The sequence below is a fragment of the Listeria sp. Marseille-Q6474 genome, assembly GCF_946902005.1.
In the GTDB taxonomy this organism is placed as follows: domain Bacteria; phylum Bacillota; class Bacilli; order Lactobacillales; family Listeriaceae; genus Listeria; species Listeria innocua.
In genome coordinates, this window is record NZ_CAMPPS010000001.1 from 1,214,334 (window position 1) to 1,227,526 (window position 13,193).

At 31.5% G+C, this 13,193-nt stretch carries 19 protein-coding genes and 1 pseudogene; all 20 read right to left on the minus strand.

Annotated elements, in window-relative coordinates; all coding sequences use genetic code 11:
• Nucleotides 1-85 precede the first annotated feature (85 nt).
• A complete protein-coding gene (locus tag OC533_RS06110; protein ID WP_031649136.1) occupies nt 86-316 on the minus strand; it encodes a hypothetical protein in 231 nt (76 codons plus the stop codon).
• Nucleotides 313-1,452: a hypothetical protein gene (locus tag OC533_RS06115; RefSeq protein WP_194323195.1), complete on the minus strand. Its 1,140-nt coding sequence runs from the start codon at nt 1,450-1,452 to the stop codon at nt 313-315. The genes OC533_RS06110 and OC533_RS06115 overlap by 4 nt, the downstream gene beginning before the upstream one ends.
• Nucleotides 1,453-2,148: 696 nt before the next feature.
• Nucleotides 2,149-2,841: a HEAT repeat domain-containing protein gene (locus tag OC533_RS06120; RefSeq protein WP_194323194.1), complete on the minus strand. Its 693-nt coding sequence runs from the start codon at nt 2,839-2,841 to the stop codon at nt 2,149-2,151.
• 327 nt (nt 2,842-3,168) lie between these two features.
• Nucleotides 3,169-3,438, minus strand: coding sequence for a hypothetical protein (locus OC533_RS06125; RefSeq protein WP_194323193.1), 270 nt, complete (start codon nt 3,436-3,438; stop codon nt 3,169-3,171).
• A 184-nt stretch (nt 3,439-3,622) separates the two neighbouring features.
• Nucleotides 3,623-4,411, minus strand: a complete 789-nt coding sequence (locus tag OC533_RS06130) for a hypothetical protein (protein ID WP_194323192.1) — start codon at nt 4,409-4,411, stop codon at nt 3,623-3,625.
• A 64-nt stretch (nt 4,412-4,475) separates the two neighbouring features.
• Nucleotides 4,476-4,796: a hypothetical protein gene (locus OC533_RS06135; protein WP_226894213.1), complete on the minus strand. Its 321-nt coding sequence runs from the start codon at nt 4,794-4,796 to the stop codon at nt 4,476-4,478.
• Nucleotides 4,763-4,912, minus strand: a complete 150-nt coding sequence (locus OC533_RS06140; protein WP_185539336.1) for a hypothetical protein — start codon at nt 4,910-4,912, stop codon at nt 4,763-4,765. Before OC533_RS06140 ends, OC533_RS06135 begins: the two co-directional genes overlap by 34 nt.
• A gap of 108 nt (nt 4,913-5,020) precedes the next feature.
• On the minus strand, nt 5,021-5,725 hold the full coding sequence (locus OC533_RS06145; RefSeq protein ID WP_194323191.1) for a HEAT repeat domain-containing protein: 705 nt from the start codon (nt 5,723-5,725) through the stop codon (nt 5,021-5,023).
• A gap of 18 nt (nt 5,726-5,743) precedes the next feature.
• Nucleotides 5,744-6,151, minus strand: coding sequence for a hypothetical protein (locus tag OC533_RS06150; RefSeq protein ID WP_226894212.1), 408 nt, complete (start codon nt 6,149-6,151; stop codon nt 5,744-5,746).
• A 66-nt stretch (nt 6,152-6,217) separates the two neighbouring features.
• Nucleotides 6,218-6,574, minus strand: coding sequence for a hypothetical protein (locus OC533_RS06155; RefSeq protein WP_194323190.1), 357 nt, complete (start codon nt 6,572-6,574; stop codon nt 6,218-6,220).
• A 39-nt stretch (nt 6,575-6,613) separates the two neighbouring features.
• Nucleotides 6,614-6,970 carry a hypothetical protein gene (locus tag OC533_RS06160; protein ID WP_194323189.1) on the minus strand — a complete coding sequence of 119 codons (357 nt, stop codon included), beginning with the start codon at nt 6,968-6,970 and terminating at the stop codon, nt 6,614-6,616.
• A 120-nt stretch (nt 6,971-7,090) separates the two neighbouring features.
• On the minus strand, nt 7,091-7,537 hold the full coding sequence (locus tag OC533_RS06165; protein ID WP_194323188.1) for a hypothetical protein: 447 nt from the start codon (nt 7,535-7,537) through the stop codon (nt 7,091-7,093).
• Between the two features lie 87 nt (nt 7,538-7,624).
• Complete coding sequence (locus OC533_RS06170; RefSeq protein ID WP_194323552.1) at nt 7,625-8,059, minus strand: hypothetical protein; 435 nt, start codon at nt 8,057-8,059, stop codon at nt 7,625-7,627.
• A gap of 676 nt (nt 8,060-8,735) precedes the next feature.
• The gene (locus tag OC533_RS06175; RefSeq protein ID WP_185625676.1) at nt 8,736-9,449 is read right to left on the minus strand and encodes a hypothetical protein; all 714 of its coding nucleotides are present in this window, start codon (nt 9,447-9,449) and stop codon (nt 8,736-8,738) included.
• A gap of 77 nt (nt 9,450-9,526) precedes the next feature.
• Nucleotides 9,527-10,081 (minus strand): hypothetical protein, encoded by a 555-nt coding sequence (locus tag OC533_RS06180; protein WP_003765354.1) that lies wholly within the window; start codon nt 10,079-10,081, stop codon nt 9,527-9,529.
• Nucleotides 10,082-10,177: 96 nt separating this feature from the next.
• Nucleotides 10,178-10,879: a hypothetical protein gene (locus tag OC533_RS06185; protein WP_194323187.1), complete on the minus strand. Its 702-nt coding sequence runs from the start codon at nt 10,877-10,879 to the stop codon at nt 10,178-10,180.
• Nucleotides 10,880-10,976: 97 nt separating this feature from the next.
• The gene (locus OC533_RS06190) at nt 10,977-11,540 is read right to left on the minus strand and encodes a hypothetical protein (protein WP_226894211.1); all 564 of its coding nucleotides are present in this window, start codon (nt 11,538-11,540) and stop codon (nt 10,977-10,979) included.
• Nucleotides 11,488-11,596, minus strand: a pseudogene (locus tag OC533_RS14915) (RHS repeat-associated core domain-containing protein); the annotation flags it as partial. The pseudogene OC533_RS14915 and the gene OC533_RS06190, both read right to left, overlap by 53 nt.
• Nucleotides 11,597-11,632: 36 nt before the next feature.
• Entirely contained in the window at nt 11,633-12,211 is a 579-nt protein-coding gene (locus OC533_RS06195) for a hypothetical protein (protein ID WP_226894222.1), read from the minus strand.
• A 129-nt stretch (nt 12,212-12,340) separates the two neighbouring features.
• Complete coding sequence (locus OC533_RS06200; protein ID WP_194323185.1) at nt 12,341-13,030, minus strand: HEAT repeat domain-containing protein; 690 nt, start codon at nt 13,028-13,030, stop codon at nt 12,341-12,343.
• Nucleotides 13,031-13,193 lie beyond the last annotated feature (163 nt).

Consider the following 13,193-nt stretch of genomic DNA (forward strand, 5'->3'; position numbering starts at 1 on the left):
GTTTTTTTGCTAAATAACTATTAATAAATACTATTCTAATACAGAGTAAAGGTCATTTATAATATCCCCTTTTCTGCAGTATTTTCTAGTCAGCATCATTAACAATATCTACCAAATCTTCTATCTCTAAACCATAGTTATTTGGTTTGTCATTGTCTTCCAAACCATAAGCCAAAAACGCGGATGTAAGGATATCTATAATCGCATCGATACTCTCACGTTTAAGATGGTCTACTCCATTATTTTCAATTTCGTTAATGTATTCAGGATGCCGTGTTAACAGTGTATACAGCATTGCTCTTTGCCTTGTTTTCATGTCTTTACCATCTTTCCATTATGATAATTAGCTATCAGTTCTGCTAGAAATTTCTCCTCATCTTTCAGCCATGGACCCCATTCTTCTCCTGGATTCGCCGCGAACAACTCTACTTCTTTCCAATTTTCAAGCGGATTTTTGATGGAAAGAGATTTTTTAATTGCCAAAATACTAATTTCACTCTCTTTATCACCAAAAATAAAACAGTCGGAATTAAAGTACCAGTATAAATAATCAAAAGCCGTAAAATTCATTTTTTCTGTCTCGCTACACCATAAAATTTCACCATATTCCTTTTCCGTTATACCTGTACTTAATTCAGCATATGGAACTTCTATTTGTTTTATCTTTTTAAAAATAAATTTTCTTACAGTTTCATAATAATAATGTGGCGTAAACAACCTGACACTTTCTTGCTTAAGCAGTTGTCCAATTTTATTTAAGTCGTTTATGAAGTCATCGTCATAACAATGAAAGAAATCGGTAAAATAAAAATCATATAACTCCGGCTTTTTAAAAATTTGCTTTGGTAATTCCGTCTTATAGTCAACTAAGTACCCAATCTCATTTCTCAAATTTTCATTATGATCCTCAATCAATCGAGATTTTGCTCCTGTTCCTTGTACAGTATCCAGTAATTCTGTATTAGTAATTTGTTGAAAAAGCCGCACCAAATCTATCCCTTTTGAAAATATGCCTATCGCTCTAACATCAAGTATAGGGGCGATAATAGCCATGCCATCTTCTAATTCGATTTGTTTCCTACAATCTAATTCTATTTTTTGTTTAAATAAAAATAGCCTATTCAGGTATGGACTATAATATCCTTCTATAAACAAACGGAACATTTCTTGTTTAAGTTGTTGCGATTCACCCTGCAAGATAACCTTTTTATATCCACCTATTTCGTCTCCTTGCAATTCTGTATATGAAGAATCTTCATCATTCAAAAAATAAGCAGAAATCATATATTCGCCAAAAGCATCGCAAATATCTTCTACATCTTGCTCTAACGGTTTTTCCGGGTCTTTAAAATAATAAATATATATTTGGTCCGCTCCGTCAATTCCTATATCACTTCCATACTCGAGTGCATCTTCGGCTCTGACAATCTCTATTTGTTCTCTATTTAACATATGGTTCACCTTCTTTTTTTAGATAGACAATCAGCTAAAACGTTCAATATTGATCACTGTTTTTTATAAAAGTAAATCGCCTATCCGTATTGTAAAAAACACGCCCAAAGCAAACACGAACCAAAACCAAACTTTGCTCTTTTTCTGCTCTAAATTAAGACAGATTACTAAACAAATAATTACTAAAAATATATACATTGTTAATAGCAATTGAATAATCTCCTCTCTAAGTTGTAACTAGTTTTTATTTGTTCTTGATTTTCTAGTGTGGAAATGCTTTTTTCTAAAATGTAGACTACCTTTTTCTCTTAGCTGAAATACGATTTTAAATTTTTTTCAACTTTAGGTTATTATCCAGAACATAATAAGTCCTATTGAAGATAAAACTATGCCAAGCCATGCCCAAATATATGCAATTACTTTATTGCTTACTTTTCCTGCAATATAAAAACATAAACCGAATATTAGCATGCTTAATATAAGACAACTTAAACCAATTAGAATATTCATTTACTAGCTCCCCGCTGAATTCGTTGCGCTATATCATCTAAGAAAAATTTCTATAATTCTTTATTAATCCATTACTGAATCTCTTTTTAATTATTTCGACAGAGCAATACTCCTCAACCTCATCCCCCTTACCCTATATCTCTGCCAAAACAGATGGTAAAGGTGCCTTATTTCCCCAAAAACCTTTTATCTATAATACTTCAAAATACGAATTCCCCAATTTAAAACTGCTACATTATCTTTATCTTTTTCAATTTCTAACCGCTCAGAGAACGCTTGAATTACTTTTTCTTTTTCAAAATGTGCCCCTATATCTGTTAGTGTATTAATGGTTACAAATCGAGCTTCCTCATCTGTTGAATTCAGTAGTTCTATGAGCTTTTGTCTGTTATACTCCATGTCTGCATCTGTTTCACTTAATAAGTATAAGGTTAAATAGCCTCCTGATTTAACCACATCATTATTTTCATTTTCTAAATGTTTTTCCACATTCTCTATCAATTCATAAGAACTCATATCACCAATATTTAAAACTGCAAAATATCGAACCCAATGATCAGCATCGTTTAAATGTGCTAAAAGTATTGGCTCTGCTTGTTTCATCCAGTGATAGCCAACATACTCGAAACATTTTTCCTTAACAAAATTGGTATCTGTCATATGAGCCATTACTAATTTCTTGATGCGCTTATGGGGATTCGTTAGTAAAGCATCTATCGAAGCGGCTCTAATTTTCTCACTATTCGATTCTGATAAAGCCACTAGGGCATTTTCGACTGTTTTTCCTTTTGCGTATTTGCCTAGTTTTGGTATAATTTTTAGCATTTGAGCTTCTTCGGTAGTATGTTTTAATTTTTTGAGTAATTGTTTTGCATCCAATGGTTTTCTCCTTAATTACGTTTTAGTAGTTCATTTGAAAAATTATGCGGACCTATTTTTAATTTTTCATCTTCCTTAGTCGTTATAATTCGTATTAGATTTCGATCAAAAAAGCTATCAATAATTTACTAATTAAACAATCCCTTAATAGCATAGTACTCATATAATCCAAAAATCATAAAAACAATCAAAAAAACGGTCATTATATATGTATTTCTATATTTTTTAGGGGTATTATCTGAAAACACTTGGAAATAGATTAAGATTATTATATTTGTTTTAACAGAAAGATTAATAAATCAGGCATATTTAAGTTCTCCTTAGACTTTAATATAAAAAAAATGAACTTATAATAACTATTACAAACATACTTATACAAATAGTTTGAAGATAACCTTGAATTTTTTTATTTTTATTCATTTTTTTAATTAAATCTAATAACATAAATATATTTGCAAGCAGAATGAAAGCTAAACTAACCTCGATGATAGATTGAGCCCCTGGTAACTCCCATAAATAATACACAATCACCGTTACTACTAGCAAAAAGCATAAACTTAACTTAAAATATTTCCAAGATTTATTTTTTTTATTCACCTTATCTCCCTCCTACTTGTAATTCTTGCTATCACATACGATCTGCTCCAGTAATGCCAGAGTTTTCTTGATAGGAGAATAAATATTCGTCTTTTGGGATGCATGATTGGTTCTCGTCTAACATTATTTTCTCACTATAAAGGATTATTTATTTTTAATGCTATTTCTTTCCGATAGACTTTCTTCAAAGTTTAGAAAGCTGGACAATGTTGAATTCATTTTCACTTTCTAAAACCACTTCACTATATCCGGTGCTTAGTGAGGATGCCTCATCATATACTTTTTTATCTATAATGATTTCTTTCATAATTTCCATACTTTCATCTACTTTATAAATATGATTCTGGTATCTAGCGTAAAAGTTATCTCCCATGCTCAACAATCCGTCCACAGTATAATTTATTACGACTTTATTCTGAATTTTTTTCGAGGTTAAATCATAGTCTAAAGTGAAGTCATCATCATTTTCTTCATAACACAGTATCCGTATAATTTTATTATTACAGCTCATTGTATGTACATCAATGAGTGTTTCTAAAATGCTGTCATCCAAGAGCGCAGTAATTTCTCCTGTAAATATATCTATTTTAATGAGCCCTAATTGTGCTATGGGTAAATTCTCCTCACTCCCAAACATACCTTCTTCTGAATAAATAACATAAGCTGCATCATTTAAGACGAGAAAATCCGCCACACCTTCTCCCAATGGATATTTAAAATTTTTCCCTATACATGAGATCAATAAATAATCGTAAACACCATCATGACAAAAAATACAAACTTTCTCATCAGATAATTTAACTTTTTTAATTTTGAAATACCGTTTGGAAATTATTTCATCGTTTATTTTACATAAAATTTCTTCCCCAGAAAAAAGTTTCAAACAGTCTTTTTCTATTTGAAAATTAAGTACTTCTCCTCCAGTTTCTTTAAAAGCATAAATAGATTGTGCTTGTTTTTTTATTTTTAGCATAGTGTCTACCTCCTTCGTAAATGGGACTTATTTTACCACTTAGATGGGCCCCGGATTACTGTCTTTATTCATGCCTATCTTTCTTTTTCAGTTTTGAAAACAGCTTTTCTAAAATGCCTTTTTTTCGCATTTTTTCACCAAAATCCATTGTAACCATTTCCTTAAAATAATCTGAGAAAAGGGAGTCATAATTAAAGTTTGCTTGCAGGTAATTTGTCAGTTGTTCTCTGTTTTCACTTTCCCATTTCACAAATTCTTTTACACTCTTTCCTCCAGAAGCATAATAAGAATCTTTTAAAAATACATCTTCTGGATTAGCTAATGAAGCTTCGCGGAGATACTTATCTCCTTTTAGCTGGACATCATCGTAATTCTCTTCTCCCAATAATACGAATCTTCATTCCAAAATTCTTTTTCAGCAGAACTGTATTTAAATTCTACATACATTGTTCCTTCTAATTGATTTTTTCTTAAAAACAAGTCATTATCTATATTTTTCATAATTAATTTCCCGCCTCTAGGATTGTTTTATCATTTGAAAACACTTTCCTCATCCCATTAAAATCTGGTCTATTCAACAGCCTTACTCCTTTTAGCATATAAAATCTCTCAATTAAAATACGCTTTCAAGTTATCTTCTAAGTCCGTTTTAAAACCATTTTCAATCTTTTCTTTCAACTTTTCTTGAAATGCCATGAATATTAAAGAACGGTTCCCTTCATTCAACACGGCTATCAAATTATTCATAGCTCTATAACTAGCCGTCACATTGCTAGAATATAGGAGTTCAACAAGTTGATTCAAAGCGAAAATTTCATCAGATTCATTAGACAACATATAAATTCCGTATCTCTGGCCTACTTTTGCTAAATCATCTACTTCTACTTTGTTAACTTGAACAATATCCATTAATTGTTCCTTACAATTCATATCTCCCAAAGCTTCTGCTGCTGTACAGCGAACCCCAGCGTCTATGTGTCGAAGCAAATTCTTGATATAAGGAACAGCTTCCAAATACTCATACTCCGCTAGCAATTCTATGCAACTCATCACAACAATGTCTTCATCATTTAAATGTTCTATCGCTTTTTGAGCTATTTCTGTATCTTTAATTTCACACTTTGCTAAACTTTCAAAAGCAATACAACGAATCAGTGGACTTTCATCATCTATATATGATTTAAATAATTTTTCTAGTTGACCATTTGTTGGATATTCTTTCAATTCTTCTAAAATATTGCTCAATTCATCTACATCGGAAACACTATGAACTTTTCCAATCAAGTGGTGATAATTCATATCATTATGAACCATTTTATCCTCCTATGATATTCATTCATCTAAATTAAAAACCACATCGTTTAATTTAATTTTTTTACATTCTATAACATAGCTTATTTCATCTAACTCAAGAATTAGATTTCCTTCAGCAATAAAATCCGCTCGATCCTCTCCTATTTTAAAAGGAGGCATCACTACTTCAAGCGTCTCTAGCAGTAATAACGAACTTTCATCAGTGTCTAAATCAAATCTACTTTCTCCATAATTATGTTGAAAATAATAAGCCGTTACCCCCTCTATTTTTAATACTAGCGGGTGAATATCTTCATCATTTTCAGCAAATATAAACTCCAAACTTGCCTCGCGTAAATTCACATGCATTTCATGAAGCCTTTTTTCAGGGTATTTATACAACTCAGTTATTATCGCTTGATTTAAAATATTCATTTTCTTTTTCAATGACGTGTTTATCTCCTTAATAATTTTTCTTTTTTATTAATTTTTTCTATCTTTGGAAAATAATTTTCAATAAATAAAACTTGCTATAACATAATAAATATATATTCCTAAAGCGACTATACCTAATGTTGCTGATAGGATGGATAAAATTGTAGACTTTCCTTTACGTTTACTCCATAAAACTAATAAAAGCTCGATGCACAAAATAATTATTTGCACTACCAAAATCACATAAATATATGATTTCAGGGTTTCACTACTGCTTATGAAAATACCTGTTCCAACTATCATAATCCCCGCAAAAAGTATGCTTGCACCTACGATTTCCAAGATACCTTTAGTTTTTTCTGAGAGAAGCAGCGGAATGAAACAAATTGCAAATGTAATAAAATTTATTGATACATCGATAATAAATTCAATCATAATCGTTTCCCAATTCCCTCCTTTTATAGCGACAGTTTTTCAGTAAAAAACAAAAGTCAAAACCACATAAGTTATATAAGTAAATAAATTAAATATCGTTAGAATTAATACACATACACCTATTAAAACTTCCGATTTTCCGAATTTACTTAAATAATTCATGAATACATTTGCGAAAAGTATCACTATTTCAATTACTAATATAATGTACATATATGTGTGCAATTCCTCTACACCAGAAAGAATTAACCCCGTTCCGACTATCGCCAATCCAGCTATTGATAAGCTGCCAATCACTTTTCCCATTAATTGCTTCTCTTTTTTAATTGCATTTCCACCAACTAAGAAGCATACAAAAGCTATAATATTAATTAAAATATTTAAAATAAAATCCATTTTTCATTCAACTTTCTATATTGTTATTACGATTCTTTATTAACTTTTTAGTCTTAAATGCTCCAAACTTTAAATGCTCACTGAGATTGTTTTTGATTTCCCACTTTATCCCTCCTGAATCTATATCAGCTCTAAATTCGATTTTTCCATTGAATACGCCATTAACTCACTTGAATCTGATAAAACGACTAATAATGGGAAAATGGATAACAATTTGGCTCGTATATTTTCTATCCTTGGTATTTCGCTAAGCTCTAATTTATCTATCTGCTCAGAGATGTCGCAATCTTTTTCTACTAAAAAATACTGGTCATAACTAGATCCCTCTTCAAATCGTTCTTCATCCTCTTTATAAAAATGAATATATGTCTTTTTAAATCTAGTTTGTTTCACAAGGACTGATTTATCAGCATCTGCCTCAAAATTATGGGAAGTATGAAATTGATATATATCAAATTGAAGAATTAGCCGCTTCATTATTTTTTCAATATCTTCATGAATTTCTTCTAAATATTTACCTTGATTATCATAAGCACCCGCAGTAGTTATACCTTTTAAATGAATCATTTATCTATGTTTCTCCAATTCTTTTTTAGTTTGTTCGGTGGGATGGTGTATTCTTAGTAACATAAATTTGTCTCACATCGTCTACCGCTATAAAGCTAATTCATCAACTAAAAATTTCAAGTCTTTTGCATAGAAATTGACTTCTTCGCCTTCTAGAATCTGGTAAGTCATGATTGTATTTTGCACTAAAAAATATTCAATGTTTTCGCGTCTATTAAGGTCTGACACTCCGCTAAGTAATGCCTTTATATCTACTCCTTTAGTTACAATTATAAATTTGTTATATACCATCACTTCAGGGTTTTCCCTCATCGGCTCTGACTTAAAAATGTTTAGAAAACGCTTAGGCTTTAATGGGAATGCTAGCTCACTTCGCTTCTTTCTATCTACTGTATATTCATATATATCATATTTATCAAATAGTGGATTTACCACTGTTCTTATTTCAGACATAATACTAAAATACTCTTGTTCTTTTTCATCATATGAATCCATGGTAGTCATACCTATACTGTATATCATGTTGTCACTCCTCAATGTTTTTTCACTGCATTTTGCAATAGACTTTCTAAAATTTTTTATTCCTTGCATGGGTTAGAAAAGAATATAGAACCTATAAACAAACAATATTACATATGTAGGAAAGCAGACAAACACCGTTACCAATGTTATAACAAACTGTACTTTAAAAGCTTTTTCTTTAAGTTTAAAGCTAAGTATAAAAATAATTTGTTCTTAACTTCTATAGCGACTTTCATTCCTTAAATGCCCAACCGAGGGACTAGCATTATACAATAAACTATAAGGGCTAGCAGGAAAATAATGATAGCTATACTGTTAAGGACGATTTTATTGTTTTTCTTACGTCTCGTTTCATAGCCAAAAATTAATATAAGCAGAAAAACAAAATATATTATTATCACAAGTAACATATTATCCCCTAACCTTCTTAAAAGTAGATAGTTATTCCCGTAACCACAAATAAAGTTAACAATATTAATACTTGCATACACCTAGAAAAGAAGTTGTCTTTCTTAAAATCTATAATAACTATACACATTATAATTATGCTGATGAATTCCAAATCCATTATTAATTTCAAAATTGAATCCATTTCAATCTCCTAATTTGGTTATTTTCTTCTTTTTATTTTTGATGATTACCCATTTAAAATTAGTATAGATTTCTTTTCGAATTCTTAATCATACTTCACCTGACTAAAGCCCTCTTCCTCCATCTCAATAAGTTTCTTCCCACTATACGCTCCCGCCAAATATCCCTCAATCCAATGTTGACCATTTAGTCCATATGGATTATTAATATCTACGGCTTCTTTGTAATCAATTCGCATATAATTCCCATTATTTGGATGACCTACACTTTTATAATAGAACCGTTCATTAGGACGTAAGACTCCTCCGTTATCTACTTTAAGATATTCTAATTTAGCGAAATCCACTTGCCAATCAAAGGACAAGTTGGTTACTTTCTTCCACTCTTTGCGAATAATTCCCGTGTGACCTGAATCTGCAAACATAAAGATATTTTCTCTAGTTAATTTAGCTATTATTTTTTCAAGCTTCTCCGGTAATTTACTGAAATAATTAAAGAGCCCAAATACGGAGAAATCATCTTCCTCTTTATCATCTTCCAATTTTAGTATAGCTACATAGCCATATACTTTTACTTCTTCTAAATAAATTTCGTACACATCTCCCACCTGCATTTTCGGTCGGGTTGCTTTTTTTGTGCGGATGGAAACATTGGAAAGCATTTTCTCATCCCACCTGCGTTTATCTAGATTTAAGGCTTGTGTAATTCGTTCTTGAATAGTGGAAATTTTTTCAGCATCATCTAAATTGGAAATATCCTTTAGTAGGATTTCATGTAGCTTGATAAGTTCTTGATTCATCTTGATTTAACCTCCACATTGGTTCTCTTACTTTTAGAATAAGCCCTCCCTGTAAAAGTGGAGGGCTTATTCTTAGTTTATTTTTTTAGTTTGTTCATCAAATCTTGTTCTACACTGCCGCCGAAACGCAGGGCTAGAATATCTTCTTTCTTTATCCAACAAGTTCCATCTAATCGACCTTCGTCATCCACTAAAGTAATTTCTAATCCTTCATATTCGTTTTCAGCGATCATTCCAATTACTGGCGTCTCGTCGCCTATGATGTCAATAAAGATTATCTCTTTACTTTGGTATACATAATCAGCGGCAATTTCGAAAAGAGAATGCTTTTTGTTTGGTGCTTTCTCAAATAATCCTGAGCTGATTGGTTGATTAAGATGTTTTGCGAGTAGTTCAGCTGTTTTTAAATGCGCCGTGTCAATTTCTATTCGGTACACTAATTCTAATGGAAGAACAACATGTCCTTCTTCGTAACCGTCTGAGCGTCGCGAGCGGAACATAACATCACTCGCTGTAACTGCTTCAATGTAGCCCGCCTCGAAATATTCGTCTTCGCGTGACGCGTAGATGGCTACTAGTTTATTTGCTTCTTGGCATTTTAGTAATCTTTCGTACATGAATTTTGTGGACATTTTTGGTTCCTCCTGAGCTAATTTGTTTTTTACTTTTAATGAACACTCATTTAAAACTAGTATTGATTTCTTTTCGAGCTCTTAATCATACTTCACCTAACTCAAGCCCTCTTCCTCCATCTCCATAAGTTTCTTCCCACTAAACGCACCCACCATATAGTCCTCAATTACATGTTGACCAAATAATCCATATGGATTATTAATATTTACGGCTTCTTTGTAATCAATTCGCATATAATTTCCATTATTTGGATGCCCTACACTTTTAAAATAGTGCCGTTCATTAGGGCGTAAGATTCCTCCGTTTTCTACTTTAAGATATTCTAATTTAGAAAAATCCACTTGCCAATCAAAGGTTAAATTGGTTACTTTCTTCCACTCTTTGCGAATAATCCCTGAGTAACCTGAATCGGCAAACATAAAGATATTTTCTCTAGTTAGTTTAGCCATTAGTTTTTCAAGCTTCTCCGGTAACTTAGAGAAATAATTAAAGAGCCCAAATACGGAGAAATCCTCTTCCTCTTTATCATTGTCCAATTTTAGTATAGCTATATAGCCATATACGTTTACTTCTTCTAAATAAATTTCGTACACGTCTCCCTCTTGCATTTTTGGGCGGGTTGCTTTTTTTGTGCGGATGGAAACATTGGAAAGCATTTTCTCATCCCATCTGCGTTTATCTAGATTTAAGGCTTGTGTAATTCGTTCTTGAATGATGGAGATTTTTTCAGCATCATCTAAATTGGAAATATCCTTCAGTAGTATCTCATGTAGTTTGATAAGTTCTTTATTAATCATGATTTAGCCTCCGCAGTGGTTATTTTGCTTCTTGGCATTTTAGTGATCTTTTATGCATAATTTTTGTGGACATTTTCTGTAACGCACCAACTTATGTTTAGTAGAATGATTCTAAAAAAGCTATTGCTTCACTCCCCTTGCCAAATAAAGCTACTGCTGTCACATCGAAAACGGGTAATATGATAATTTGGTTATATTTCATTTGGATTTCTTTAGATATGTCCTGATTCTCTTCACTAGGCTGTAAAAGAAATAAACGATTTAGCTGTGTTGAACTTGAACCATATAAAAACAACTGAATCAACCATTTCTTCATATTGAAACTAGTATTTTTTAAATCCAAACGAAAAAATCCATCTTCTAAATTTTCTAAATCTGGTCTATCATCTACTTCAAAATCATCGAGCAAATAAATTGTACGCATTTGATTCCCGAATTCTTTACAAATACTATCTATTTCGTCTTCTTCATCAAACTCATAAATATATATTGCATCACAATCTACAATTCCTATCTCAGTTGAAAACTCTTTTATATAGTCTTCATCCATTTTTTTGAGCTTCATCGTCCCTATCACTTCCTTTTTCCCATATTTACAAGCATACCCATTCATCGCTTGGGTCTGAATCGCATGCTGTAAATATGCCTTGCTCTGGTTCATATACGCATCATCGAGTAATATTGTTCGATTTCCTTATCATACGTATATCCCGCGTGAACATTTTTGGTTCTTCCTTAGGGTTTCATAATCAATTAACTTTTAGCAAAAAACACTTTATTAAATTCTTTTAAAAAATTCAAATTATCTTTTTCAAGCCAAACGGACCATTCTTGAAAATGTTTGGTAAATTCCTCTTTAGCCATACTTTCTAAATGGGAAAATGCATTTTGTTCTGGAAAATCTTCCTCCAGAGCTAAAATAACGAAATTAAATTCATTAACAAAATATAGTCCCCAATTACTTGCATTAGAAAACAAACAAGCTTCATTGAAGGTTAAATAGAAGGTGTTCTTTTTATCCTCAGATTCGTTTTCTAAAATATCCATTTGCTCTATAATCTGTTTAGGATTAAGCGAAGTAGGAATCTCGGCTATAGTATAGTTTGAATTTTTTTCAGTTGCGCTGGTAAAGAACAAGTTTTTCACTTTGTTATTAGATGAAATTTGTAAAATCCATTCCCAACCTGTTTCTTCGTAAAAATAATCCATATCATAAACGAAAAAATTATGGAACTTAGTATTAAAAATATTTTCAGGTAGGGAATTATCTGAATTAAATACCTTAGCAAATTCTTTATTAAAGTTAGCATAGGTCTTCTTTTTCAGTGTCATTTTTTCCAATTAATTATCCCCTTTTCTTGAGTCAGGATTTTCCGAAAATTATCTAGTTGTTTTTCATTTAGTACTTTTCCATCTTTAAAGCCAAGAACTTCATCCTATTTCGTGTTATCAAATTAATTCTCACCAATATTTCAATGACCGAATTGCGTTTTTTAATGTAGTTATATTTTCTTCATCTGATTCAATTTGCAGGCGAGCATAAAAAGCATTAATTATTTGCTCTCTTTTGAGATGGTTTTTTAGATCTGCTAAATTATTAATCGTTACATATCGTGCTACTTCATCGGATGAATTTAGTAATTGGATTAGTTTTTGTTCATAACAATCCTTTTCAGCTTCCGTCTCACTTAATAAAACCAAGGTGGAGTAACATCCAGATTTCACCACGTCACTGGTTTCATTTTCTAAATGTTTTTCTACATCCTCTATTACGTCATAAGCCCCCAAATCACCAAGATTTAAAATTGCAAAATACCGAACCCAACGATCAGCGTCATTTAAATGTGCTAAAAGAATAAGCTCTGCTTGCTTCATCCTGTGATAACCCATATACTCGAAACACTTTGTTTTAATTTCATTTGTATCAGTCATATGAGCCATTACTAATTTCTTGATGCGTTTATGAGAATTAGTTAGTAAAGCGTCTATCGCAGCAGCTCGAATTTTCTCACTATTCGACTCCGATAAAGCAACTAGAGAATTTTCTATTGTTTTTCCTTTTGCGTATTTGCCTAGTTTTGGTATGATTTTTAGTATTTGAGCTTCATCTGGAGTATTTTTTAATGTTTGGAGTAATTGTTTCGCATCCAATGGGTTTCTCCTTCGTTATGTTTTAGTAGTTCATTTGAAATTATTTCTATTGCTGTGGTGTCTAAAACTGGTGGAATCACTATCATTTCAGCCTCTATTTCTATATTGTTTTCTAGGCTTTAATTCCTTTTTTCTTTATATAAAAATAGTTTACTTTCATCTG

Coding starts and splice junctions, on each gene's coding strand:
- OC533_RS06110 (WP_031649136.1), bottom strand. CDS start 316: ATGAAAACAAGGCAAAGAGCAATGCTGTATACACTGTTAACACGGCAT.
- OC533_RS06115 (WP_194323195.1), bottom strand. CDS start 1,452: ATGTTAAATAGAGAACAAATAGAGATTGTCAGAGCCGAAGATGCACTC.
- OC533_RS06130 (WP_194323192.1), bottom strand. CDS start 4,411: ATGCTAAAAATAAAAAAACAAGCACAATCTATTTATGCTTTTAAAGAA.
- OC533_RS06140 (WP_185539336.1), bottom strand. CDS start 4,912: ATGAAAAATATAGATAATGACTTGTTTTTAAGAAAAAATCAATTAGAA.
- OC533_RS06145 (WP_194323191.1), bottom strand. CDS start 5,725: ATGGTTCATAATGATATGAATTATCACCACTTGATTGGAAAAGTTCAT.
- OC533_RS06155 (WP_194323190.1), bottom strand. CDS start 6,574: ATGATTGAATTTATTATCGATGTATCAATAAATTTTATTACATTTGCA.
- OC533_RS06160 (WP_194323189.1), bottom strand. CDS start 6,970: ATGGATTTTATTTTAAATATTTTAATTAATATTATAGCTTTTGTATGC.
- OC533_RS06165 (WP_194323188.1), bottom strand. CDS start 7,537: ATGATTCATTTAAAAGGTATAACTACTGCGGGTGCTTATGATAATCAA.
- OC533_RS06170 (WP_194323552.1), bottom strand. CDS start 8,059: ATGATATACAGTATAGGTATGACTACCATGGATTCATATGATGAAAAA.
- OC533_RS06175 (WP_185625676.1), bottom strand. CDS start 9,449: ATGAATCAAGAACTTATCAAGCTACATGAAATCCTACTAAAGGATATT.
- OC533_RS06180 (WP_003765354.1), bottom strand. CDS start 10,081: ATGTCCACAAAATTCATGTACGAAAGATTACTAAAATGCCAAGAAGCA.
- OC533_RS06185 (WP_194323187.1), bottom strand. CDS start 10,879: ATGATTAATAAAGAACTTATCAAACTACATGAGATACTACTGAAGGAT.
- OC533_RS06190 (WP_226894211.1), bottom strand. CDS start 11,540: ATGAACCAGAGCAAGGCATATTTACAGCATGCGATTCAGACCCAAGCG.
- OC533_RS06195 (WP_226894222.1), bottom strand. CDS start 12,211: ATGACACTGAAAAAGAAGACCTATGCTAACTTTAATAAAGAATTTGCT.